Below are 25,318 nucleotides of genomic sequence, written 5' to 3' on the forward strand. Positions count from 1 at the left end.
ATCGAGGTGCCGACCTCAATCTCCGCTCTGCTCCAGCTCCACATTGAGGCCGAGGGACTTCAGTTCCTTGACGAGCACGTTGAAGCTCTCCGGGATGCCGGCCTCGAAATCGTCCTGCTCGCGCACGATCGCCTCGTAGACCTTGGTGCGGCCGGACACGTCGTCCGACTTCACCGTCAGCATCTCCTGCAGCGTGTAGGCGGCGCCGTACGCCTCGAGCGCCCACACCTCCATCTCGCCGAAGCGCTGGCCGCCGAACTGCGCCTTGCCGCCCAGCGGCTGCTGGGTGACCAGGCTGTACGGCCCGATCGAACGCGCATGGATCTTGTCGTCGACCAGATGATGCAGCTTCAGCATGTAGATGTAGCCCACCGTCACCTTGCGCTCGAACGGCTCGCCGCTGCGCCCATCGGTCAGCTGCACCTGGCCCGACGTATCCAGCCCGGCCCGGGTCAGCATGTCCTCGATGTCCGACATGCGGGCGCCGTCGAACACCGGGGTCGCGATCGGCACGCCCTTGCGCAGGTTGTGCGCGAGCTCCATCAGCTGCTCGTTCGGCAGCGTCGCGATATCCTCGGCATAGACCTGCTCGCCGTAGACCTCGCGCAACGTGTCCAGCAGCTCCTGCTTGGCGTTGCCGGTGCGCTGGTACTCGTCGACCAGTTCGCCGATGCCCTTGCCGATGTTGGCGCAGGCCCAGCCCAGATGCGTCTCCAGGATCTGCCCCACGTTCATCCGCGACGGCACGCCGAGCGGATTGAGCACGATGTCGACCGAGCTGCCATCCTCCAGGAACGGCATGTCCTCCACCGGCACCACGCGCGAGACCACGCCCTTGTTGCCATGCCGTCCGGCCATCTTGTCGCCCGGCTGCAGCTTGCGCTTCACCGCCACGAACACCTTGACCATCTTCATGACGCCGGGCGGCAGCTCGTCGCCACGCTGCAGCTTCTCGACCTTGCTCTCGAAGCGCGCCTGGATGCGGCCGACGGCGGCATCGAACTCGCGCTTCAGCACCTCGATCTCGGCCACCGCGCTATCTGCCGACAGCACGATGTTGCGCCATGCGCCGCGCGGATGCTCGGCCAGCACTTCCTCGGTGATCTCGCTGCCGGACTTGATGCCCTTGAAGCCGGCACCCGCCTTCTGTCCGAGCAGGCGCTCGCGCAGGCGGTTGTAGAAGCTGCGCTCCTGGATCGCGCGCTCGTCGTCGCGGTCCTTGGCAAGGCGCTCGATCTCGGCGCGCTCGATCGCCATCGCACGCTCGTCCTTGTCCACGCCACGACGCGAGAACACCCGCACGTCGACGATCGTCCCGGTGGTGCCGGGCGGCAGCTTGAGCGAGGTGTCGCGCACGTCCGACGCCTTCTCGCCGAAGATGGCGCGGAGCAGCTTCTCCTCCGGCGTCATCGGGCTCTCGCCCTTCGGCGTGACCTTGCCGACCAGGATGTCACCCGGGTTCACCTCGGCGCCGACATAGACGATGCCGGCCTCGTCGAGGTTGCGCAGCGCTTCCTCGCCGACGTTGGGGATGTCGCGGGTGATCTCCTCCTGGCCGAGCTTGGTGTCGCGCGCCATGACCTCGAACTCCTCGATATGGATCGAGGTGAAGACATCGTCGCGCGCGATGCGCTCGGAGATGAGGATGCTGTCCTCGAAGTTGTAGCCGTTCCAGGGCATGAACGCGACCAGCACGTTGCGGCCGAGGGCAAGCTCGCCGAGATCCGTCGACGGACCGTCGGCGATGATGTCGCCGGCATGCACCTTGTCGCCGACACGCACCAGCGGACGCTGGTTGATGCAGGTCGACTGGTTCGAGCGCATGTACTTGCGCAGCCGATAGATATCGACGCCCTGGGTCGAGCCGGTCTCGTCGGTGGCACGTACCACGATGCGGGCGCCGTCGATCTGGTCGATGGTGCCGGGACGGCGGGCGACGATGGTGGCACCCGAATCCCGGGCGACCGCAGCCTCCATGCCGGTGCCGACCAGCGGCGCGTCCGAGCGGATCAGCGGCACCGCCTGGCGCTGCATGTTCGAGCCCATCAGCGCCCGGTTGGCGTCGTCGTTCTCGAGGAACGGGATCAGCGCCGCGGCCACCGACACCAGCTGGCGCGGCGAGACGTCGCAGGCGGTCACGTCCTCGGGCTTCACCAGCCGGAAGTCGCCACCACGGCGCACCGAGACCAGCTCGTCGGTCAGGTTGCCGTCGGCGTCCTGGGCGCAGTCGGCCTGCGCCACCACCAGTCGCTCCTCCTCCATGGCGGAGAGGTACTTCCAGCCGCTCTGCAGCGCGCCTTCCTTCACCAGGCGATACGGCGTCTCGATGAAGCCGTACTTGTTCACCTTGGCGTAGGTCGCGAGGCTGTTGATCAGGCCGATATTCGGGCCCTCGGGCGTCTCGATTGGGCAGATACGGCCGTAATGCGTCGGATGCACGTCGCGCACCTCGAAGCCGGCGCGCTCGCGGGTCAGACCGCCCGGGCCAAGCGCCGAGAGACGACGCTTGTGGGTGACTTCAGACAGCGGGTTGGTCTGGTCCATGAACTGGCTGAGCTGCGACGAGCCGAAGAACTCGCGCACCGCAGCTGCCGCCGGCTTCGCATTGATCAGGTCGTGCGGCATGACGGTGTCGATGTCGACCGAACCCATGCGCTCGCGGATCGCCCGCTCCATGCGCAGCAGGCCGACGCGATACTGGTTCTCCATCAGCTCGCCGACCGAGCGCACCCGGCGGTTGCCGAGGTTGTCGATGTCGTCGATGGTGCCGCGGCCGTCCTTCAGCTCGCACAGGATCTTCACCGTGCGCAGGATGTCGACCTTGCGCAGCACGCGCATGGTGTCCTCGGCATCGACGCCCAGACGCATGTTCATCTTCACGCGGCCGACCGCCGAAAGGTCGTAGCGGTCCGCATCGAAGAACAGGCCGCGGAACAAGGCTTCCGCGGTGTCCGGGGTCGGCGGCTCGCCCGGGCGCATGACCCGGTAGATGTCGATCAGCGCATCGTCGCGCGACGTGTTCTTGTCGATCGCGAGCGTGTTGCGGATCCACGGGCCGGTGCCGGTGTCGACGGCAAGCGTCGGCAGGCTGTCGATGCCGAGCTCCTCGATCGCTGCCAGCCTCGGCTCGGTCAGCTCCTCGCCGGCCTCTGCGTACAGTTCGCCGGTCTCCTCGTTGACCAGGTCGTAGGCCACGTAGCGGCCCAGCAGGTCGGCGCGGCCGACCAGCACTTCCTTGGTCTTCTCGGCGATCTTCTTCACCGCGCGGGCGGTCAGCTTGGCGTCGGCCTCGGCGACCACCTCGCCGGTGTCGGCATCGACCAGCGGCTCCAGCAGCTTCATGCCGCGGAAGGCGTCGGGATCGAACGGACGCGCCCAGCCCTTGGCACCGCGCACGAAGATCACCTGGCCGTAGAAGGTGCCGAGGATCTCGTCGGCATCCATGCCGCGCACGTCGAGCGTGTCGACATCGCCACCCTCGGCGATCTTGGCGGCGCGGGCCGCCTCGGAGGATGCACCCTCGAGAGCATACAGCAGCGTGGTGACCGGCAGCTTCCGCTTCCGGTCGATGCGGACATAGACCATGTCCTTGCTGTCGAACTCGAAATCGAGCCACGAGCCGCGATACGGGATGACGCGGGCCGCGAACAGGAACTTGCCGGACGAGTGCGTCTTGCCCTTGTCGTGGTCGAAGAACACGCCGGGCGAGCGATGCATCTGGCTGACGATGACGCGCTCGGTGCCGTTGATGATGAAGGTGCCGTTCTCCGTCATCAGGGGCATGTCGCCCATGTAGACAGGCTGTTCCTTGATATCGCGGATCGAGCGGCTGCCGGTATCCTCGTCCACGTCCCACACGATGAGACGCAGGATCACCTTCAGCGGGGCGGCGAACGTCATGCCGCGCTGGATGCATTCCTCGACGTCGTACTTGGGCTCCTCGAGCTCGTAGTGCACGAACTCCAGGCGGCCGCGACCGGCGAAATCGTTGATCGGGAAGACCGAGCGGAAGACTTCCTGCAACCCGGTCTGGGTGCGGCTGTCAGGCGCCACGTTCATCTGCAGGAAGCCCTCGTAGCTGGACCTCTGCACGTCGATCAGGTTCGGCATCGGCGCGACTTCGGGGATACGCCCGAAGCTCTTGCGGATGCGCTTGCGTCCCGTGAACGACTTTGCCCCAGAAAACGCTCCGGCATTCCCGATCACTGCGTTCATCGCCACCCCTGTCTGCCCTGCTTGGCCCCGGGATATCTGGCTGCGCGACCTGGGACACGCCATGATCAGGCGTGCCGGCGCTGCAGCCCGTTCCCGGACCCACTGAAATCACACTCACTTCGAACCGGGCCGCCGCTGTACGGCACGATTCCGAACTCTGCACGGCCAAGAGGGCGGGCACCGAAGCTCGGCACCCACCCTCAATGGCTTTAGCGGAAGCCCGTCTGCCTCGGAGAGGCTGGCTGCTTCGAACTGGAAGCAGCAGGCACGTCAGGCTGCTTACTTGATTTCGACAGTGGCGCCCTGCTCTTCCAGCTGCTTCTTGAACTTCGCGGCGTCTTCCTTGTTGACGCCTTCCTTGACCGGCTTCGGAGCCGCCTCGACCAGATCCTTCGCCTCCTTCAGGCCCAGGCCGGTGATGGTCCGGATCTCCTTGATGACGTTGATCTTCTTGTCACCGACGGTCGCGAGGATGACCGTGAATTCGGTCTGCTCCTCGACCGGAGCGGCGACAGCGCCACCGCCCGCCGGAGCGGCAGCCGCAACCGGCGCCGCGGCGGACACGCCCCACTTCTCCTCGAGGAGCTTCGACAGCTCGGCAGCCTCGAGAACCGTCAGGGTGGACAGCTCGTCAACGAGTTTCGACAGATCGGCCATGATTGATGTTCCTAATCTAGATACTGGTGGGTGCAAAGCAAGCCCGGTTCCCAGGCTCACTAAATCGTGTGCAACGGTCTATGCCGCTTCGGCTTCCGCCTCGTCCTTCTTGGCGTAGGCGCCAAAGACCCGCGCAAGCTGTGCCGCCGGTGCCTGGAGCACGCCCGCGATACGCGTGGCCGGGGTGGCGATGAGGCCAACCAGCTGCGCGCGCAGGGTATCCAGGGATGGCAGCTCGGCCAGCGCCTTGATCCCGTCCGCATTCAGCGTCTGGGCTCCGAGCGCTCCACCGAGCACGACAAGCTTTTCGTTGGTCTTGGCGAACTCGACGGCCACCTTGGCCACCGCTACCGGGTCGTGCGCCCAGGCGAGCGCGATCGGTCCCTTCAGCAGCGGCGAAATGCCGTCGAACTTGGTCCCATCCAGGGCGAGGATGGCCAGCCGGTTCTTCGCGACCTTGAAGGTCGCACCCGCCTCGCGCATCCGCTGGCGCAGCTTCGTCACCTCGGCCACCGTCAACCCGTCATTGCGGGTGACGACGACCATCGACGTCTCTGCGAAAACGGCGCCGAGAAGGGATACGAACTCCCGCTTCTCCGTACGGTCCAAATCCCGTCTCCGTCGTGGCCCACCGATACGAGACCGGCGGGCCGGGTTGCCCAAGGACCGTCACACGAACCCGTTCGGGGACGCGCACGGTCCGGTTCGCCTGTCCTGTTGCAGCCGGAACCACCAGTGCGGGACCATGAAGCAGGCACCCTCTCTCGAGGGTCAGCCCGCATGACCGACCGCATCCGGATCTCCCGTCTTGCGCGCGCAGTGCCCGGTTGCCCGGGTGCACCATTAAGGCCGAAGCCACGTGCGGTCTTGGACAGGTTCGGAAACGCCGACCGGAAGATCGGCGCTCCTACTCAGGCCCGCCCCGGAGGACGGGCTCGCATTCGAATCAGCCGGTAAACGACGCCACGTCCACCTTCACGCCAGGGCCCATCGTCGAGGACAGTGCCACCCGCTGTAGATACACACCCTTGGCGCCGGTCGGCTTGGCCTTCTGGATCGCGTCCACCAGGGCGCGGATGTTCTCGGCAAGCTTGGCTTCGTCGAACGACGCCTTGCCGATGCCGGCATGGATGATACCGGCCTTCTCGGCGCGGAACTCGACCTGGCCCGACTTGGCGGCGGTGACCGCGCCCTTCACGTCCATCGTCACGGTACCGAGCTTGGGGTTCGGCATCAGGCCGCGCGGGCCGAGGATCTTACCCAGGCGGCCGACAAGGGCCATCATGTCCGGCGTCGCGATGCAGCGGTCGAAGCCGATCTCGCCGGCCTGCACCTTCTCGGCGAGGTCCTCGGCGCCGACCACGTCGGCCCCGGCGGCGAGTGCCTCCTCGGCCTTCGGCCCGCGTGCGAACACGCCGACACGAAGCGTCTTGCCGGTGCCGTTCGGCAGGCTGAGCAGGCCTCGCACCATCTGGTCGGCGTGACGAGGATCGATACCGAGGCCGAGCGAGATCTCGACGGTCTCGTCGAACCTGGCGGTGGCGTTGCCCTTCACCAGGCGGATCGCATCATCCAGACCATAGGCCTTGTTGGCGGTGATCTTGGCGCGGGCAGCTTCGAGACGCTTGTCCTTGGCCATGGGTCAGCCCTCCACCACGGTGAGACCCATCGACCGGGCCGAGCCTGCCAGCATGCGAATGGCGCCATCCACGTCGTTGGCGTTCATGTCCTTCATCTTCTCCAGCGCGATCTCGCGCAGCTGCGCGGTCGTGACCCGCCCCGCAGCCGCACCCTTGCCGACAGTCGGGCTTCCCTTGCTGACCTTGGCAGCCTTGAGCAGGAAGTAGGTGTTCGGCGGCGTCTTGGTGATGAAGGTGAAGGTACGGTCTGCGAATGCGGTGATCACGACCGGGATCGGCATGCCGACCTCCAGGCCCTGCGTCGCCGCGTTGAACTCCTTGCAGAACGCCATGATGTTCAGGCCACGCTGGCCGAGCGCAGGTCCCACCGGCGGCGACGGATTGGCCTTGCCCGCCGGGATCTGCAACTTGATGTAGCCGACGATCTTCTTCGCCATATCCTTGGCTCCTGTTCAGCCAGGACCGCGGTTCGTGCGACCGGTCGCCGCAGCACCGGAGCAATCCGGGCCGGCAGGACGGGTCTCCCGCGTTCCATGAGAGGCGCGCTCCTAGCCCCCGCCCGGCATCCTTGTCAAGGTGCCGGCGTGATCGGCGACCCTGCGAACCGATTACCCGATTGACGGATCTGTCTCGAAAGACATATCGTAAGACATGTCATACAGAACAGAAAATTTCTCTCATCACATCCACCACTGGTTGCACACCATCGGCCCGCATCGCGGTCGCGGCGGTTTCGGCCATGGTCGCGGCGGCGGCTTCGGCCGGGGCGGCGGCTTCATGGGCGGCGACGGGATGCCAGGCGGCCGCAAGCTGGGCTCCGCGGAGCTGCAGCTGGTCCTGCTTGCCCTGCTCGGCGAGCAGCCGGCGCACGGCTATGAGCTGATCCGCATGCTCGAGGAGCGCTCCGGCGGTTTCTATGCGCCGAGCCCCGGCATGATCTACCCGGCACTGACCTATCTCGAGGAGATCGGGCACGCCCAGGTGACCCAGGATGGCAACCGCAAGCTCTACACCCTGACCGCAGCCGGCCTCTCGCAACTCGATGAGAACCGCGAGCAGGCGACGATGATCCTGGAGACCCTGGCCCGCATCGGCGGCCGGATGGCAGGGGTCCGCGAGGCCTTCGCCGGCGTGGACGATGCCGACCCGCACGCGGCGGACGAGCTGCATGAGGCGCGGCATGCCATCAGGCATGCCCTGATGCGCAAGCGCGGCTGCGCACCGGAGGAGGCACGTCGCATCGCCGCGATCCTCATGCGGGCTGCCACGGAGATCCTGGGAAAGGATCCTGCAAGGGAAACCGGTGCGGCCTGACGAGCCGCTCGGCCCGCACGCCATGCCCGCGATGCATCACCCTCGGCGGATGGAATTCGACGCAGCACTCGGCGGTCGAGGTCAGCCCGGCGTGTGGACATCACCCGGCGACCGGGCCGGGCTCAGCGGGTTGAACGGCAGCGTCTGGTCGGGCGTCGGCAACTCGCCGGTGGACCATCCGCCACCGAGGGCTCCGATCAGGTTCACCGCCGCCTGCAGCCGCGTCGTCTCCACCTGCACGGCGGCGATCTGCGCCGTCAGCGCGTAGACCTGGCTCACGGTGACATCGAGATAGTTGTCGAGGCCGCCCGTATAGAGCGCAAGCGTCATGTCCTGCGCCTTGTCCGCCGAGCGCACGGCGGCGACCTGCTGCGACAGCTCGGTCGCCAGGATGCCGGTCAGCGACAGACCGTCCTCGACCTGCTGGAACGCGGTCAGCACGGTGGCGCGGTAGTTGTCGGCGGTCTGCGAATAGGACGACCAGCTGCGCTGCAGCTCCGCCTTGCGCAGCCCGCCCTCGAACAGCGGCAGCAGTGCCGACGCGCCGACCGCCCACATGCTGTTCGTCAGGCTGGCCAGCGACCAGCCATAGTCCTGGAAGCCGCTCTGCAGGCTGATGGTGACATCCGGGTAGAACGCCGCGCGCGAGACGCCGATCGCGGCGCTGGCCGCCGCCATGTCGCGCTCGGCGGCGGCGATGTCCGGCCGGCGCTGCAGCAGCGTCGACGGCACCCCGGCCGGGATCACCGGCACCGTGAGATGCGCCTCCGCAACCGGCGCGATGCTGAAGCTGCTCGGGTTGGTGCCGGTAAGCACGGCGATCGCGTGCTGCAGGGTGGCGCGGCTCGCCAGTGTCGCGCTGTCCTCGGCCTCGGCGGCCGCGAGCTGGTTCTGCGCCCGCGCCACATCAAGGCCGGAGGCGATCTTGCCGGCGAGGCGCATCGAGGTGATGCCGACCGCCTTGCGGTACAGGGCAATCGATTGCTGGTAGACGTAGTGCTGGGTGTCGAGGCCGCGCAGCGCGATGTAGTCGGACGCCAGCTGCACCTCGAGGCTGAGCCTGGCGTTCGCCACGTCCGCTGCCGTCGCCTGCGCCTGCTCCTTGTACAGCTTGGTCTCGTTGCGGATGCGGCTCCACAAATCCGGGTCCCAGGCCACCGTCGCGCCGATGGTGTTGGAGGATTGCTCGTTGGTGCCGGTCGGGCTGCCGCGGAACAGCCGGTGCTGCGACTGCTTGTTGTCGGTGGTGCCGGCATCGGCATTCATCTGCGGGAACAGGCCGGAACGCGCCTCGCCGGCCAGGTCGCGCGACTGCGTGTAGGCCTCGTAGGCCGCGAGCAGGTTCGGATTGTCGAGTTCGAGCCGGGCTTCCAGCGTGTCGAGCACCGGGTCGCCGAAGCTCTGCCACCACGGCCCACGCGGCAGCCGGTCGAGCGGGTGCGCCACCCTGAACGGTGCGGAGCCCTGGTAGCTCGCCGGCAGCAGCGGGTGCGGCGGCCGATACGACGGCGCCAGGTCGCACCCCGCGAGTTCGCAGCAGGTCAGCACCGCCAGCCCCGCGAGGCCGGCGGCACGCGCCAGTCCACCTCTTCTCATTGATCGGGCGCGCCCCCGCGGGCCGCCTCGATGCGTTCGCGCTGCGCCGTGCTCATGTGCGGGTTGCGCGCCGTCGCCGGATCCGCAGCCGGCGGCGCAGGCTTCACCGCCACCCCGGGGACCCCGGTCACCACATGCACGTGCTGGCCTTCCAGCAGGCCGGCGGAGGGCGCATCGATGAAGCGGTCGGTCGGCTTCAACCCGGCCACCACCTGCACGGTCTGCCCGAGATTGAGGCCGAGCTTCACGTCCTGCAGATGTATGGTTCCATCCGGTCCAGTACTATCCGGTCGCACCATGGCCACCTGCAGGCCATGGTCGCGGAACAGCAGCGCCTGCTCCGGAACGATCAGGATGTCCGGGTCGGACGGGATCACGAAACGGACGTCTGTGTAGGTGCCCGGCCAGATCAGGTGGTCGGCATTGTCCACCGTAAGCTCGGTGACGACGGTGCGGGTCTGCGGGTTGAAGGCGTTCGCGGTGGTCAGGAACTCGGCCTTGAAGCTGCGGCCGGGAAACTGCGAGAAGGTCAGCGTCGCGGTGAGGCCGGGCTTCAGCACCGCGGAATAATCCTGCGGCACCGAAACATAGATGCGCAGCTTGTGGATGTCCGACACGCTGAACAGCTCGGACGATCCGCCGCTGGAATGCAGGTCGCCGCCGGCTGCACTCACGTAGCTGCCGACATCGGTGTTGCGCGCCGTGACCACGCCATCGAACGGCGCCACCACGTTCTTGAAGGCTTCCATCGCCTGGTAGCGCGCGACCTCGTGCTGCGCCGCCTGCACCTGCGCCTTCTGCGCGGTGGCGTTGGCGACCTGCACGTCGACTTCCTGCTGCGAGACCGCCTGGGTGCCGGCGAGCGCGCTCCAGCGATGCGCGGTGACAACGGCGAGGTCGTAGCGCGCCTGCGCCACCGCGAGATTGGCTTTCGCGGTCTCGAACTGCTCGTCCAGGCCTGGTGCGTCGATGGTCGCCAGCAGCGCGTGCCTCTGCACGGCGGCGCCGTAGTCCTTGAACCACATCTGCACGTAGCCGGAGACCTGCGCGTAGATCGGCGCCGCATACCAGGCATTGACGGTGCCCGGCAGGTCGAGGGTGCGCGACGGCGGCCCATGGGTCGCGGAGATCAGCTGCACGTCGTCCACCGCAGTGTCGTCGGCCGCGGTGCGCAGGTCGGCAAGGTGGCTGTGCCGGTCCCACAACCCCCAGGCGGCGAGCAGGATCGCCAGCACCAGTATGACCAGGGAAACCAGGCCGACGCGGCTGCGCGGGGCGCGCACCGGGCCATGGCGGAGCTGTTGCCGGGTGGTCATGCCTGCAGTGCTCCTTCCGGACGACGTGGCGTTCGCGCCGGCCCGGCGGTCCGGTCGATCAGGCCGGGCCCGTGCTGGCGCGGCGCCGCCTCGCGCCGGTGCAGCAGCGCGAACACGCAGGGTACGAACAGCAGCGTGGCGCAGGTCGCAACCATCAAGCCGCCGATCACCGCGCGGCCGAGCGGCGCATTCTGGGTGTTGCTGAACGACATCGGCAGCATGCCGATCATCATCGCCAGCGCCGTCATCAGCACCGGACGGATACGGCCATAGCCCGCCTCGATCGCGGCGCGCACCGCGTCGCCATGCTCGGCAAGGCGCTCGCGGGCGAACGAGACCACCAGGATCGAGTTCGCGGTGGCGGTGCCCATGCACATGATCGCGCCGGTCAGCGCTGGCACCGACAGCGTGGTGCGGGTCAGGAACAGGCTCCAGACGATACCGGCGAGTGCGGCCGGCAGCGCCGAGATGATGATGAACGGATCCAGCCAGGACTGGAAGTTCACCACGATCACCAGGTAGACCAGCAGGATCGACAGCGCGAGGCCCTCGATCAGCTGCACGTAGGCGACGCCCATCGTGGTGGCCTGGCCGCGCAGATGCACGCTGGCGCCGTGCGGAACGCTGCCGCTCATCTGGTTCACCACATCGGCCACCGCGTCGTTGACGGCGCCGAGGTCGCGCGCCTGGCTGGTGGCGAAGATGTCGATCACCGGCAGGATGCTGTAGTGCGAGTTCAGCAGCGCACTGCCGGTCTGGCTGATGTGGCTGAGGCCGCCGAGCAACTGCAGGTTGCCGCCCTTCGGGTTGCCGTCGCCCTTGTCGACCGGGATGGTCTCCAGGTCGTTCATGCTGGTGAGCTGGTTCTGCGGGGTCTGCGTGTTGACCAGGTGCGAGATGCCGTTGCTCGGATCGAGCCAGTACGTCGGCGCGGTCTGGCCACTGCCCGAGAGGGTGGCGAGCGCGTTGTTGGCGACGTCGGCCTCGGTGAGCCCGGTGCCGAGCGCGAACGAACGCGACGATGCGACGCGCAGGGTGGGCTCGTTGAAGGCCTGCTGGATGTGCACGTCGGCGATGCCCGGGATCCGGCGCAGCCGCGCCACCATCTGGTTCGCATAGGCGAGGTTGGCTTCTAGGCCGCGTCCGGAGACCTGCACGTCGATCGGCGCCGGCAGGCCGAAATTCAGGATCTTGGCGGTGATGTCGCCGGGCAGGAAGGTGAACGCGGTGCCCGGGAAACGCTTCGGCAGCTCGCGTCGCAGCAGCGCCCGGTAATCATCCACCGGCGCCTCGTCGTTCTTCAGGCTGATGGTGATGTCGCAATCCTGCGGCCCGATGGTGCCGGTTGAATTGTAGGCCTCGTTGATGCCACTCGCCGGCAGGCCGCAATTATTGACCATGTTGCTGACGCGGCCAGGCAGCAGGTCGCGCACCGACTTGTTCACCAGAACCGAGATCATCGAGGCATCCTCGAGCCTTGTCCCGATCGGGGCACGCATGTGCATATCGATCTCGCCCGACTTGATGCTCGGGAAGAAGTCGCGGCCCAGCGACGGGATCAGCAGCAGCGAGGCGAACGCGGCGCCCAGGAAGCCCAGGATGAAGCGCCCGCGGATGGCAACGATGCCGGCGAGCACGCGCTGGTAGCCCTCGCGGAAGCTGGTGAAGCGTGCCTCGAAGCCGCGCTGGAAGCGGCCGAACGGTCCGGGATTGGGGTTCGGCCCTTTGGCGTGCTGCGCCACCTGGGCGCGCAACAGCCACGCCGCCATCGTCGGCACCAGGGTACGCGACAGGATGAAGGAGGCGATCATCGCGAAGATGATGGCTTCCGCCAGCGGCATGAACAGCCAGCCGCCGATGCCGGAGAGCTGGAACAGCGGCAGCCAGACGATGCAGATGCACAGGGTCGCGACGAAGGTCGGCACCACGATCTGGTTGGCGGCCTCGATGATGCCCGGCTCGAGTTCGGCGCCGTGTTCGAGATGGCTGTCGATGTTCTCGATCATCACGGTGGCGTCGTCGACCAGGATGCCGACCGCCAGCGCCAGGCCGCCGAGGGTCATGACGTTGATGGTCTGGCCGAGCCAGGACAGGGCGAGCACCGAGCACAGGATGGAGAGCGGGATCGAGGTCGCCACGATCAGCGTCGAGCGCCACGAGCCGAGGAACAGCAGCACCGTCATGCCGGTCAGGAACGCGGCGGTGACCATCTCCTGCACCACCTCGAACACGCTGTCGCGCACGAAGCCGGAGGTGTCGTTCAGCGGCGTGATGGTGGTGCCCTTCGGCAGCGTCCTGATGATGCCGGGCAGCATCGCCTTGATGCCGCTGACCACCGCCAGCGTGGAGGCATCGCCGCTCTTCAGGACCTCGATCAGCACCGATTGCTGTCCGTGCACCAGCACCGCGTTCTGCTGCGGCGGCGAGCCGCGATAGACGTGCGCGACGTCGCGCAGGTAGACGATGGCGTTGCCGACCTGCTTGATCGGCAGGTCGTTGAACTGCTCCACCTTGAGCGGCGTCGAGTTGGTCTCGACCATGTAGTCGATGGCGCCGATCTTCTGGTCACCGGCCGGCAGCACGACGTTCTGGGTGGCGAGCGCCCGCCCGACATCGTCGGCCGACAGACCGTGCGCCAGCAGCTTGCGCTGGTCGAGATCGATCTCGACGTTGAGCGCGGCGCCGCCGTAGGGGCTCGGGATCGCCGCCCCCGGCACCGAGATCAGCTCCGGCCGGATCAGGTTGGAGGCCATGTCGTAGACCTGCGAGGACGTCATGCCGGGGGCCGAGACCTGCAGGTCCAGCACCGGGACCGAGGATGCGTTGTAGGACAGCACCTGCGGCGGCGTGATGCCGGCCGGCATCTGCTTCAGCACGGTCTGCGAGATCGAGGTGATCTGCGCCTGCGCGGCTGCGATGTCGGTGCCCGGCTGGAAGAAGATCTTGACGATGCCGCGGCCGTATAGCGACTGGCTCTCGATGTGCTCGATATTCTCGACCGTCGCGGTCAGCGAGCGCTCGTAGTAGTACACTACCCGGCCGGACATGTCGGCGGGCAGCAGGCCGGTATAGGTCCAGACCACCGCCACCACCGGGATCTTGATGTTGGGAAAGATGTCGGTCGGTGTCTTGAGCACCGCCATGATCCCGAACAGCACGATCAGGATGCTCATCACCACGAAGGTGAGCGGGCGGCGAAGCGCCACCAGGACGATGGCGTTCACGTACGGTGTCGCCGCGGCTGGATGATCATGGTCGTCTCACGACGCTGGCAGGCGCCGGCTCCGATTGCCCTGATCCGGACCTAGCGTCGGTCGCGCCGGCCGCCAATGAAAATCCATTTTAGGACAGTGCCCCGGGGCTTGTCCCGGCTCGTGCCTGTCAGGGGACGGCGATGGCGTGGTGGCGGATCGGCAGCGCCACCTCGATGAGACAGCCGGGGCCAGGGGCCGATCCGGCGTCGGCGATGGTGATGCGGGCATCGTGCAGGCGGCCGATGGCGCCGACCAGGCTGAGGCCGAGGCCGCTACCCGGGACATGGCGGCTCTTGTCGGAGCGGTAGAACCGTCCGAGCACCGCCTCCCGCTCGGCAGCCGCGATGCCCGGCCCGCTGTCGGCCACGTGCAGCACCGCGGCGCCGTCCCGGGCCCGTGCGCCGATCTCGACCCGGCCGCCCTCCGGGGTGAACTTGATGGCGTTGTCGATCAGGTTGGCGACCAGCTCGATCAGCAGGTCGCGGTCGCCATGCACCCGCACCGGCTCGCAGCGTCCGGCCAGCAGCGCGATCTGGCGCGCCTCTGCGATCGGCTCGTAGAGGTCGACGATGTCGTCGACGATCTCGGTGAGCTCCACCGTGGCGAAGGCGGCGCGGCGGCGGCCATTCTCGATCTCGCCGATACGCAGCAGCGCGGTGATCACCGAGAAGCACTGGTCGAGGTCCGCGATCGCACGGTCGAGCATCTCGCCTACCCGGTCCCGCTCGGGCGGCAGGTTGCGCGCCCGCTCCAGCCGGGTGCGGACCCGCGCCAGCGGCGTGCGCAGGTCGTGCGCGATGTCGTCGCCGACGCCCTTGATCTCGTCCAGCAGGTGTTCGAGCCGGTCCAGCATGCGGTTCACGCTGCCGGCAAGCCGGTCGAGATCGTCGCGCTCGCGCCCCGCCGGCAGACGCTCGTGCAGGTCGCCCGCCATGATCCGGTCGACGGCGCGGTGCATGATGCCGACCCGCAGCAGCGCGCGGTGGCTGAGCCAGGCGCCCCCGGCCACTGCCAGCAGGGTCGAGGGCACCGCGCAGAGCAGCAGCGCCCGCAGCACCACGAAGCGGACCTCCTCGAGATCGCGCAGCCCACGCGCCAGCACCAGGATGTCGCCGTTGCGCAGCCTCAGCGCCTGTGCGCGCACGATGCGCGGCCCCTGCCCGGTCGGATGCACAACCAGCTGCTGCACCGGCCCGTCCGGCTGCAGTCCCTCCGGATAGTCCGGCAGGTTGCCGTTCAGGACGTGGTGCCGCGCGTCGAACAGCCCGGCGCCGGCGATCAGCAGATGCAGGTCGTCCGAGGCCCGCATGCGCAGTTGCTGGTCGAGCAGCGGCCTCGACTGCGCGGTGATCAGCGCCGCCTCGCGGGCCAGCAGCAGGTCGGTGCGCATGATCTGGTAGCTGGTGGTCTGCCAGAAGATCAGCGCCGACTGCAGCAGCAAGGCGGCGAGCAGGAAGCCGGCCGAGCCGAGCGACAGCCGGAAGGTACTGGTGCCGAAGATGCCCGTGCCCAGGATACGGGTGCCGAGGATGCCTGTGCCGAAGATCCTGCCACCGATAGGAGCGGGCCGCCGCATCGGGCGGACCTAGCCGGTGGTGCGCAGCATGAAGCCGGCGCCGCGTATGCTGTGGATCAGCGGCGTCTCGCCCGGGGCATCCACCTTGCGGCGCAGCTTGCCGATATGGACGTCCACCAGGTTGGTCTGCGGAATGAAGCGGTAGTGCCAGACATCCTCGAGCAGCATGTCGCGGGTCAGCACCCGATCCGGCCGCCGCACCAGGTATTCCAGCAGCCGGAACTCGCGCGGCAACAGCTCGATGGCCCGCTCGTCGCGGCGCACGCTGCGTTCGATCAGGTCCAGGACCAGTGGCCCGGCGCGGAGCACACTTTCCCGTGTCTCGATCGGACGACGCAGCAAGGCCTCCAGGCGCGCCGCCAGTTCTTCCATCGCGAACGGCTTGGTGAGGTAGTCGTCGCCACCAGCCTTCAGCCCGCCGACCCGGTCGTCGACCGCGGACAGCGCGCTCAGGACCAGCACCGGCGTGCGATCGCCCTGCCGTCGCAGCTGTTCGATCAGCGCCAGCCCATCGAGCCCGGGCAGCAGGCGGTCCACCACCATCACGTCGAACGCCGCAATGGTGGCGCTTTCCAGGCCCTGCGTCCCGGTCTCGGCGACGGTCACCGCGAAGCCGCGGAGCGAAAGTTCCTCGGCCACGTCTGCCGCGATCTTGGCGTCATCCTCGATCAGCAGCACGCGAGGGAGGGCGGCGGGTGGCATGTCTGGAATGATCTTGGTCGAGGCGATCATGCACGGTAGCTGGCCGCTGCGAGCAGCCGCCGGCGATTAAAAAGCCCTTCAGGTCCTTGAAGATTCAGCTCCGCTAGAAACGGTCGCGATGTTCCTGGTGGGGCGGCATACGCCTCGACCGTACGCGTACCGGCACCATCTTCGCCGCCATGGTGCGCCGGAGCGTGACCCAGAGAGAGATCACCAGCAGCGGCAGCAGCGACAACTCGATCATCGGGACAACCATGGCATTCCGCACCTGAGAGCTTCTTCTAAGTGAGGCCCTCCGCGGCCTCGTTTCAAGTCCCGTCTTGCGGCCAGGAATAGTAACAGCCGGTCACATTGGTAAATCGGAAGCTCTGTGGCAGCTTGCCGTTCCCAGTCTCAATTGCGGGATTCCGGGTGGTCACTGGGAGGCTCTAACGGTGCCGATCGACGAGATCGTCGACATCAGCCAGACGCGGATGCGGCGCCGGCGGCAGCTGCTGGCGCGTGTCGGCGTGCCGCTGCTGGGCGTCGTGCTGGTGATCCTCTCGATCCTCGGGGTGACCTTCTACACCTATCAGGCGAACCGGCAGACCGCGCTCGACCTCACCCATGACGTGCTGAACACCCTGCAGGCGCGCATCGCGCACGAGGTCGACAACTACCTCGCGCCGGCGACCCGTGCCGCCTTCATCGCCCGCGACATGGTCGCCCGCAACGCCATTCCCGACGGCCGCACCGCCATGGAGGCCTACGCGTCGAGCATGCTACGGCAGGTGCCCAACCTGTCGGGCTTCTTCATCGGCAACTCCAACGGCGACTTCATGATGGTGCGCCGCGACCCGCAGGGCGGCACCGACACCAAGTACATCCTGAACAGCGCGGCAGGGCGGCGCGTCGCCTCCGTGCACCTGGACGATGCCGGGCATGTCATCGACGACAAGGTGATGCCGGGCGACAATTTCGATCCCCGCCTGCGCGACTGGTACCAGGGCGCGCTGCACACCAGCAGCGTCTACTGGTCGCAGCCGTACATCTTCTACACCACCCGGACGCCCGGCATCACGGCGGCGATCCACTACGGCGAGAGCAGCGCACCCGGCTCGCTGCAGCGCGTGTTCGGCGTCGACATCACCCTGGCCGAACTCTCCAGGTTCCTGACCTCGCTGCACATCGGCCAGAGCGGCCGGGCGGCGATCGTCGGGCGCGACGGCCAGATCATCGCCGCGCCCGAGATGCTGCAGCCCGCCCACGCGACGGCCAAGGTCGCCGCCGCGAAGGCCGGCGACAGCGCCACCATCGGCGCACTCGACGACCCGGCGCTGCAGGCCGCCTACGACCGCTTCCGGGTGCAGAGCTACGGCAACCGCACGCTCACCATCCATGGCCGCCGCTACGTCACCATCGCGGCACGCCTGCCCGCCGCCGGCGAGGACTGGGTTCTGTTGATCGCGGCCCCCGAGCGCGACTTCACCCGCTTCGCCGAGACCAACGGCCGCCGGCACCTGCTGCTGTCGCTGATCACCATCGCGCTTGCCAGCCTGCTGGGGGTGATGCTGATCCGGCAGAACCGGCGCGGTGACCGGCTGGCACGCCGGCTGCGCCGCCAGCAGGAGATCGGCGACAACGAGGGTCGCGCGCTGTCGGCGCTGGCGGTGCAGCCGGGGCTGTTCGATCCCGGCCAGTCGTTGCCGGCCCTGAGCGAGACCCTGGCCGAGATGAACGCCGCCCAGCGGGTCAGCGTCTGGCGGCTCGCCGGCGATGGGCTGATCCTGCATTGCGAGGATCTGTTCGACCGCAACCAGGCCTCGCACAGCGGCGGCCTCGAATTGTCGCGATCGGAGGCGCCGGGGTTCTTCGACAGCCTGGCCGGCGGCGAGCCGATCGCCGTTGCGGATGCGCGGCGCGACCCGCGCACCGCCGACGTGCACCGCCTGCTGATGCGCAGCTTCGGCAGCCGCGCGCTCGCGGTATTGCCGGTGCGCGGGGCAACCGGCGCGCGGGGCGGCGAGGCGGCGAGTGGCGCAGGCGCGGTCGCCGGGGCCTTGCTGCTGGAGGATCCCGAGGCCGGTGATCAGGCGCGCAACTTCAACGCCGCGGTGACCGGCATCGCCGCGATCCGGATGCGCAGGCCGGAGCAGGACGCGCCGCGGCGGGCCGCCGACCTGACCGGCGAGCAGGAGGACACCATCGAGGCGGCGGACACGCAGGACGTCGACCACCGGAATGGCACCCCGGATGCCGCCTCCAGGACGCCTGAACACGCGCCGGGACGGTTCAGCCCGGTGCTGGCGCTCGATGACGACGGCCGGCGCGACCTCGCCGCCAACGTCTATCCGCAGGTTGCGGCGATGGTGCTGCGCTTCGACGATGCGGTGGTGATCAATACACGCGATGCCGAGGCCATGAGCAGCATCGCCGACGAGATCGCGCGCGCCATGCAGGAGCTGGCGACGAAATTCGACCTGCCCTACATGAAGCTCACCGGTCATCATCTGGTCGCCGCCGCCGGCTGCACCGACACGCCGGACCCGACCGCCGCGATCCGCCTTGCCGATGCGGCACTGGCGGCGCGGGAAACCTGCCTCACCCTGCTCGCCCGCAGCGACCTCGATCCGGTGTTCCGCATCGGCATGGATTTCGGACAGGCGCTTGGCAGCGCGCTGGGACAGGAGCCAAGGCTGTTCAACCTGTGGGGCGACGTGATCCACACCGCCGAGCTGATGGCCCAGAGCGCTGTGGAGAGCGGCAGCATCCAGGTCAGCGAGGGCGCATACGAGGCGCTGAACCGGCAGTTCCTGTTCCGGCCGCGCGGCATGTTCTACGTCCCCCGCGTCGGCACCGCGCGCACCTTCATCCTGGCCGGCCGAAGGTGAGCGGGCACTTTGCCGAAAGAAGAGGCCGCCGGTGAGCGGGCCCTTTGCCAAAAGAAGAGGCCGGCGGTGAGCGGGCCCTTTGCCAAAAGAAGAGGCCGCCGGTGAGCGGCCTCGCCACCGCCGGCCAGCCGCACGGCACGCCGACGCCGCAACCCCCGCCGGCTGCACCTCGCCGCGGCGACGCGCCGGCCTGGCAGCGCTGGCTGGCCGCGACAGGCCATTTCACGAAGCAGCGCATCAGCTTCCTGTGCATGCTGGCCGCCGCCAGCTGGGGCGTGCTGCGCGAGGCGGTGCGACCGATCTCCTGGCGCCGCACCGTCCGGCACGAGTTCCGCATCACCATGCGGCAGGCCACCATCGGCGGCCTCGCCACCGCCTTCGTCACCGCCTCCCTCACCGGCTTCGCCATGGTCAGCCAGGCGCTCTACTGGCTTGGCGTCGCCGGTCAGGCGGAACTGGCCGGCTCGCTGCTGGTCACCGTGCTGGTGCGCGAACTCACGCCGCTGCTGGTCGGGCTGATCCTGCTCGGGCGCAGCGGCATGCTTACCGTCACGGAGTTCGGCATGCTGAAGGCCGGCGGCCAGGTGCGCACCATGATCTCGCAGGGCATCGACCCGTTCCTGCTGCTGGTGATGCCCCGTACCCTGGCGATGTCGCTCAGCGGCTTCACGCTCGGCATGCTGTTCGCGGCCGTGGCGCTGGTCATGGGCTACATCGTCAGCGCGGCGCTCGGCACCACCCAGGACAGCCTGTGGCTGTTCCTCGACAAGGTGGTCTCGGCGATGACCGTGCGCGACTACATGGTGATCCCGGCCAAGCTGTTCGCCATCGGCTATCTGGTCGGGCTCAGCTCCTGCCTGACCGGCCTGACCGCGTCGACCGACGACGACCTCGCCTCGCTGATGCCCCGGGGCTTCGTGCGCGGCATCCTGGTGATCATGGTCACCAGCATCCTGCTCACGCTGACCGTCTGATGAAGACAGGGGAGCGTCTGATGAAGGCAGGGGACCGTCTGATGAAGCGGGGCACCGTCCGATGAAGGCGACCGATCCGGTGCTGGAGCTGGCGGCGGCGCGGCCGTTCTTCGACCAGAGCGCGCTGCCGAACACCCGCTTCGACCTGCGCCTGATGGCCGGCGAGTGCGCACTGGTGGTGACGCACGACGCCGACCGCGCCACCGCCTTGTCCGACCTGTGCAGCGGCATGCTCGATCTGCGCGATGGCGCGGTCCGCTTCATGGGCTACAACTGGAGCGAGCTCGGCCACGAGCAGACCTACGCGCTGCGTGGACGTATCGGCCGGCTGCCGCAGCGCGGAGCATGGATCGGCATGCTGCGCACCCATATCAACATCCTGCTGCCGCTGCTGCACCACACACGCGAGCCGCTCGACAGCCTGGTCGACCAGGCGGTGGAGCTGGCACGCCAGGTGGGGCTGCCGGGCCTGCCGATCGGACGCCCGGAGGCAATGCCGGAGGCGGACCTGATGCGGGCGGCCTGCGTGCGCGCCTTCCTGGGCGAGCCGCGCCTGCTGCTGCTCGAACACAGCATCAGCGCCGACAGCGACGAGCTGATCACGCCGCTGCTCAACCTGCTGACCCGCGCCCTCGACCGGGGTGCGGCTGCGATCTGCTTCACCCGCGACAGCCGGCTGTGGCGGACCCAGGCCTTCCCGCTCGCGCACCACCTGCACCTGCTCGAGGACGGGCTGAACCCGGTGCGCAGCGTGCGCGAGAAAAGCCGGCAACGCGATGCGACGGAACGAGAGCGGACCGACTGAATGCTGCAGACACGACGACCCGACCGACGCAGTCGCATCCTCGATCTTCGCCACACCGACGAATGGGTCGGCGCGCTGGTGCTGCTGGCGGCCGCGCTGTTCTTCGGCGCGGTGTTCGAGGCCGGCATCCTGAAGAAGTGGCTGCGGCCGGACTCCACGCTGCGCATCGTGCTGCCGCAGGGGGGCGTCGCCGGGCTGGTGGTGGGCGACGATGTCGACGTGCTCGGCACCCATGCCGGGACCATACGCCGGCTGGTGCTGAACCCGGACGGCCAGGGCGAGATGTATGCGATCGCCGCCATCAACTACGACGCCGACCCGTATATCCGGCGCGACAGCAAGGCGGTGATCAAGCGCCAGTACGGCGTCGCCGGCGCGTCGTTCGTGGATATCTCGCGCGGCACCGGCACCAGGCTGGACTGGGACTTCGCGGTGATCGACGCCACCGCGGAGCCGAACCCGGTCGACACCCTGATCGCCACCCTGGCGCAGGTGCGCGCCTCGCTGTTGCCGACGCTCGCCAACGCCAACGCCGCGATGGCGACGCTGAACACCATCATCGTCGGCATCCACGAGGGCAAAGGGTCCGCCGGCCGGCTGCTCGCCGACGACACCCTGATCCGGCAGGCCGAGGCGACGGTCGGCAACCTCAAGGAGATGGTGGCGAAACTCGATCCGATCGTGGGCCGCGTGCCCGGGCTGGAGGATCGCACCGGCCAGATCCTCGCCAACGTGCGGGCCGCGACCGGTGACCTGAAGCAGGCGACGCCGCAGCTGCCGGTGATCGCACGCAACGTGGCCGACACCACCGCCAACCTGCCGGCGCTGCTGACCCAGGCGCAGGCCTCCACCGAGCAGCTGGAGAAACTGCTGGCGCAGCTGCGGGGCAACTGGCTGCTCGGTGGCAGCGGCACTCCGGCTCCGGATCCGCTGCGACTGCCGCCGGGCGCGGTGAAGCCATGAAGTGCCGCATGATTACGCCAGCACCTGGCCTGCCGGCGCTCGGCCTGCTGGCGCTGGCGCTGGCTCTCGCCGGCTGCGGTGGCCACGCGCCTGCCCTGCCGCCCGAGGACACCGCCCTGCACCAGGCGGCACATTCCGGCCGGCAGGCGCTGGAGTTCGATCATCCGCAGCAGGCGGTGCAGCAGTACCGGCACGGCTTCGACCTCGCGCTGGCACGCAACGATGCCGGCGCCATCGGCGATCTCGGCTACGACCTGGCCACCGCTCAACTCGCCGCGGCCGATCCCGGCGGCGCGCTGGCAACGGTGCAGCGGACCCGCATCGAGCTGGCGGCACGCGACCGGCCCGGCTTCGCGGAACTCGACCTGGTACAGGCGGCGACGCTGCACCGGCTTGGCGACGAGGGCCTGGCGGATGGCTGGGCGCGGCATGCGCAGGCGACCGCATCCGATCCGGCAACCGTCGCCCGCGCCAGCTATGTGCGGGGCATCGTGGCCGATGCGCGCGGCGATACGCCCGGGCTGGCGGCGGCGCTGTCGATGTTCCAATTACCGACAGGCGGCAAGCATCAGCCGGCGCCCGAATGGCGTGCGGACCGCGCCGAACTCGCCGCAAGGCTCGCGCTGCGCCGCAACGATGCGACCGATGCCGCCGCGAGCGCCCTCGCCGCCGCCGACCTGCGCCGCGAGACCCTGGACTATGCCGGAATGGCGCAGGCCCTGGTGCTTGCCGCCCGCGCCCGGCAGCTGCAGGGCAATGCCAGCCAGGCCGCCGACCTCTACCTGCAGGCCGGCGAAAGTGCCGCGGCGCGTGGCGACAAAGCCAATGGCCGGGCGTGGCTGAAGCAGGCGACGATGCCCGGGGCCAGCCTGGCCACCGCCGGGGCGGCCCGGCAAAGGCTCGCCCACGTCGCAGGCACCTGAACCTGCACCATCAGCTGGCGAGATAGGCATTCACATGCGCATGGTCGATATGCCTTACACCTTGTCACCCAGGGGACCTCATCGATGCCAAGAACTGCTTCGGCGCAAACGAGGCGTTGGCCCACCAACGTCACTCTGCCGGCAGACCTGCTGGCGGAGGCCCGTGCGCTTGGCCTGAACCTCTCCGAGGCGTGCGCACAGGGGCTCAAAGCGGAGATCGCCCGTCATCAAGCGGCTGCATGGCTGCGCGAGAATGGCGCGGCGCTTGCCTCCGCGAACGACTACGTCGAGCGCAACGGTGTGCCGCTGGGCGAATTCCGCCAGTTCTGATGAGCCGCTTCGACGTCTATCCGACGTCGGGAACGGGCAGGACCGAATACGTGCTGGACGTACAGACCGGCTTCCTGGAAGCCCTCGGCACGCGCGTCGTCGTGCCGCTGCGGACAGCAAAGCAGGCACCGATGCCGGCGTGCGGCCTCGATCCGATCTTCGACATCGATGGGCGGCCACTCTGATGCTGACGCAATTCATCGCCGCCGTGCCCGCCAGGGACCTCAGGCGTTCTGTGCTGTCTCTCGCGACGAGGCGGGACGAGATCACCCGCGCGCTCGACCTGCTTCTGGCAGGCTTCTGACTATCCCTTGAAGCCCGCGAACACCTGCCGGTCGCGGTTGTCGCGCATCAGCATCGAGAAGCTCGGGATGCGCTCGAAGCCCAGGCCCTGCGGCTGGCCGTCCTCGTCGGGGACGACCTTGCCGTAGGCCTCGCCGGAGATCTTCTCCCACTTGCCGGCGGGCTTCTTGACCTCGAGATTGACCACCGTAGCCTTGAACACCATCCGCACGATGGCCTCCTTCGGCGACGATGGCTTGGTCAGGCTCGGGCACCCCGCCAGGATCTGCCAGCCGTTCGACAACGCCCAGGCTGTCAGTTCCTCGCGGTCCATGCCGATGGATATCCTCAGAACAGTTCGATGTGGCTCTTGAAGCCGAGCAGTGCCGCGTCGTGCAGGTTGCTCTGCGCGTTCGGGCGGATGAAATACTGGAAGTCCGGCGCGAAGGTGACGCCGCGCATGACGTGGATCTGGTAGTTGGCCTCGATGTTCATCGTATGGCTCTGGATGCCGGGCGTGCTGGCATCGTAGAAAGTCGAGCCGGTGCCGGTGATCGGCAGGCCGAGTTCCTGCTGCAGTTCCTCGGTGCGGGTCAGCGCACTGCTCACGCCGATATAGCTGAAGGCGACGCCGATGGTGTCGAACGGCCGCGCGTGCCAGAAATCGCGATCGAGGGCTGCGATCTCGTACTGGTCCGCGCGTGTCGCCGAGGCCGGGTCGTTATGGTAGTAGCCGCCGAACACGATGACGCCGTCGGTGGCGCCGGCACCGTTGCGCATCACCATCTGGTCGAACTCGGCCCACTCCGCCGTGCTGCCATGCAGTTGCCTTGCGCCCAGGCCGGACTGCGCGATCGCGCTGCCATTGACCGCGAAGTAATCGTCCGCGTGATTGGTGTTGTCGAAGGCGAAACCCAGCTTGTAGTGCCCGGGCATCTTGTCGGCGCCGAAGCTCGGCTCCCAGCCTGCCTCGACCGGGAAGGTCTCGCCGTCGATCTGCGCACTGTCGAAGCGGAAGCCGGTGCGCTGGAAGGCGTTGGTGTAGATCCCGGCCTCGTCGAAGAAGATGCCGGTCTGCAGGTAGGTGTCCACCGTCGGCCGGCCACGTGCGCGGATCGCCCAGCCCGCATCGGGATAGGAGGAGTGCGCGATGTTGTCCGAGGACGCCTTCGGGTTTCCGCAGAAGGCGTTGTTCTGGAAGTTGCAGTAGAGCGGCGAGGACGAGAAGTCGTTCAGGAACGGAATGCGCCCGAACGCCACGTCGAAGCGACCGCGTGCGACCGTCTCCTCGCCATAGGCATAGACCAGATGCACCACGACATTGCCGCCGGAGCCGTAGATTTCCTGGCTCGGATCGAGGTTGTCGCCGAAGATGCGGCTGGCCGGAATGCCGTAGCGCCCGACGACCACCGTGTGCGTCGAGAAGCCGCGCAGGCCGGCCAGCTTCTCCCAGTCGATATCGGTCTCCAGCGCATACTGGCCGGAATTGGTGGTGCCCTTCTGCGGCCCGCTGATGACGCCGTCGAACTCGTTGGTGTTGTCCAGCAGCACCGCGATGCCGTGGTCGCGCAGCGTCGGCCCGAGACCGAAGAGGTCGGGAAACAGCGCCTCCGGCTGCGGCAACGCCGGCACCGAGCTGGCACCGTTCAGCTGGCCGAGCGGGGTGGCCACGCGGGTGCTCGGGGCGAGCGAAGTCTGCGCCAGCGCCGGCATTGCAAGACAGCCGAGGGAGAGAGTGGCCGCCGTCAGCCGGAGCGAAGGGATCCTGATAGCCATGCGCCTGTCTTCCTGCTTCCTCGCGCCGCTGGAACATGGCTGGTAGCCACGCCCCGTTTCCTGCAAGCAGCAGCGCGGCACCCCGGGGCAACTTAGGCAGGCCGAGCCGGACCCGTCAGCAGCCG

Annotated in this window: 20 protein-coding genes and 1 pseudogene; 8 read left to right on the forward strand and 13 right to left on the reverse strand. The window is 68.1% G+C overall.

The genetic code is table 11. The annotated features are described in order from the left end of the window. Window positions 1-15: 15 nt before the first annotated feature. The 5 genes from rpoB to rplK form a co-directional block, all read right to left on the reverse strand. Entirely contained in the window at window positions 16-4,215 is a 4,200-nt protein-coding gene (rpoB, locus tag FE263_RS02880) for a DNA-directed RNA polymerase subunit beta (protein WP_138324425.1), read from the reverse strand. 279 nt (window positions 4,216-4,494) lie between these two features. Further along, a complete protein-coding gene (rplL, locus tag FE263_RS02885) occupies window positions 4,495-4,872 on the reverse strand; it encodes a 50S ribosomal protein L7/L12 (RefSeq protein ID WP_138324426.1) in 378 nt (125 codons plus the stop codon). A gap of 78 nt (window positions 4,873-4,950) precedes the next feature. Next, window positions 4,951-5,481, reverse strand: coding sequence for a 50S ribosomal protein L10 (gene rplJ, locus FE263_RS02890; RefSeq protein ID WP_138324427.1), 531 nt, complete (start codon window positions 5,479-5,481; stop codon window positions 4,951-4,953). A gap of 337 nt (window positions 5,482-5,818) precedes the next feature. Next, a complete protein-coding gene (gene rplA, locus FE263_RS02895) occupies window positions 5,819-6,511 on the reverse strand; it encodes a 50S ribosomal protein L1 (RefSeq protein WP_138324428.1) in 693 nt (230 codons plus the stop codon). 3 nt (window positions 6,512-6,514) lie between these two features. Next, complete coding sequence (gene rplK / locus FE263_RS02900) at window positions 6,515-6,949, reverse strand: 50S ribosomal protein L11 (RefSeq protein ID WP_138324429.1); 435 nt, start codon at window positions 6,947-6,949, stop codon at window positions 6,515-6,517. A 214-nt stretch (window positions 6,950-7,163) separates the two neighbouring features. Here rplK and FE263_RS02905 point away from each other — a divergent pair, with 214 nt between their 5' ends. Then, a complete protein-coding gene (locus FE263_RS02905) occupies window positions 7,164-7,826 on the forward strand; it encodes a PadR family transcriptional regulator (protein WP_138324430.1) in 663 nt (220 codons plus the stop codon). An 81-nt stretch (window positions 7,827-7,907) separates the two neighbouring features. Here FE263_RS02905 and FE263_RS02910 read toward each other — a convergent pair whose 3' ends face one another. The 6 genes from FE263_RS02910 to FE263_RS22000 form a co-directional block, all read right to left on the reverse strand. Beyond that, complete coding sequence (locus FE263_RS02910; protein ID WP_138324431.1) at window positions 7,908-9,422, reverse strand: efflux transporter outer membrane subunit; 1,515 nt, start codon at window positions 9,420-9,422, stop codon at window positions 7,908-7,910. Further along, complete coding sequence (locus tag FE263_RS02915) at window positions 9,419-10,738, reverse strand: efflux RND transporter periplasmic adaptor subunit (RefSeq protein WP_138324432.1); 1,320 nt, start codon at window positions 10,736-10,738, stop codon at window positions 9,419-9,421. Before FE263_RS02915 ends, FE263_RS02910 begins: the two co-directional genes overlap by 4 nt. After that, on the reverse strand, window positions 10,735-13,962 hold the full coding sequence (locus FE263_RS02920; RefSeq protein WP_138324433.1) for an efflux RND transporter permease subunit: 3,228 nt from the start codon (window positions 13,960-13,962) through the stop codon (window positions 10,735-10,737). The genes FE263_RS02915 and FE263_RS02920 overlap by 4 nt, the downstream gene beginning before the upstream one ends. A 157-nt stretch (window positions 13,963-14,119) precedes the next feature. Further along, window positions 14,120-15,568, reverse strand: a complete 1,449-nt coding sequence (locus tag FE263_RS02925; protein ID WP_240758953.1) for a sensor histidine kinase — start codon at window positions 15,566-15,568, stop codon at window positions 14,120-14,122. A 9-nt stretch (window positions 15,569-15,577) separates the two neighbouring features. Continuing rightward, window positions 15,578-16,300, reverse strand: a complete 723-nt coding sequence (locus FE263_RS02930) for a response regulator transcription factor (RefSeq protein WP_240758954.1) — start codon at window positions 16,298-16,300, stop codon at window positions 15,578-15,580. 73 nt (window positions 16,301-16,373) lie between these two features. Then, window positions 16,374-16,514, reverse strand: a complete 141-nt coding sequence (locus FE263_RS22000; protein WP_171033900.1) for a hypothetical protein — start codon at window positions 16,512-16,514, stop codon at window positions 16,374-16,376. Window positions 16,515-16,704: 190 nt separating this feature from the next. Here FE263_RS22000 and FE263_RS02935 point away from each other — a divergent pair, with 190 nt between their 5' ends. The 7 genes and pseudogenes from FE263_RS02935 (at window position 16,705) to FE263_RS02965 (ending at window position 23,439) form a co-directional block, all read left to right on the forward strand. Beyond that, window positions 16,705-19,140, forward strand: a complete 2,436-nt coding sequence (locus FE263_RS02935) for a cache domain-containing protein (RefSeq protein ID WP_138324434.1) — start codon at window positions 16,705-16,707, stop codon at window positions 19,138-19,140. 101 nt (window positions 19,141-19,241) lie between these two features. Beyond that, entirely contained in the window at window positions 19,242-20,114 is an 873-nt protein-coding gene (locus FE263_RS02940; RefSeq protein ID WP_240758955.1) for an MlaE family ABC transporter permease, read from the forward strand. Between the two features lie 61 nt (window positions 20,115-20,175). After that, window positions 20,176-20,919 (forward strand): P-loop NTPase family protein, encoded by a 744-nt coding sequence (locus FE263_RS02945; protein ID WP_138324435.1) that lies wholly within the window; start codon window positions 20,176-20,178, stop codon window positions 20,917-20,919. Further along, window positions 20,920-21,882 (forward strand): MlaD family protein, encoded by a 963-nt coding sequence (locus FE263_RS02950; RefSeq protein WP_138324436.1) that lies wholly within the window; start codon window positions 20,920-20,922, stop codon window positions 21,880-21,882. Between the two features lie 8 nt (window positions 21,883-21,890). Further along, window positions 21,891-22,805: a hypothetical protein gene (locus tag FE263_RS02955; RefSeq protein ID WP_138324437.1), complete on the forward strand. Its 915-nt coding sequence runs from the start codon at window positions 21,891-21,893 to the stop codon at window positions 22,803-22,805. A gap of 84 nt (window positions 22,806-22,889) precedes the next feature. Then, on the forward strand, window positions 22,890-23,135 hold the full coding sequence (locus FE263_RS02960; RefSeq protein WP_138324438.1) for a type II toxin-antitoxin system CcdA family antitoxin: 246 nt from the start codon (window positions 22,890-22,892) through the stop codon (window positions 23,133-23,135). Further along, window positions 23,135-23,439 (forward strand): annotated as a pseudogene (locus FE263_RS02965) (CcdB family protein). The gene FE263_RS02960 and the pseudogene FE263_RS02965 overlap by 1 nt, the downstream one beginning before the upstream one ends. Here FE263_RS02965 and FE263_RS02970 read toward each other — a convergent pair. Both FE263_RS02970 and FE263_RS02975 read right to left on the reverse strand, forming a co-directional pair. Beyond that, window positions 23,440-23,751, reverse strand: coding sequence for a hypothetical protein (locus FE263_RS02970; protein ID WP_138324439.1), 312 nt, complete (start codon window positions 23,749-23,751; stop codon window positions 23,440-23,442). Between the two features lie 14 nt (window positions 23,752-23,765). Beyond that, the gene (locus FE263_RS02975) at window positions 23,766-25,193 is read right to left on the reverse strand and encodes a carbohydrate porin (RefSeq protein ID WP_138324440.1); all 1,428 of its coding nucleotides are present in this window, start codon (window positions 25,191-25,193) and stop codon (window positions 23,766-23,768) included. Between the last annotated feature and the right edge of the window lie 125 nt (window positions 25,194-25,318).

Origin of the sequence: Lichenicoccus roseus (assembly GCF_005844085.1) — a bacterium.
Lineage (GTDB): Bacteria > Pseudomonadota > Alphaproteobacteria > Acetobacterales > Acetobacteraceae > Lichenicoccus > Lichenicoccus roseus.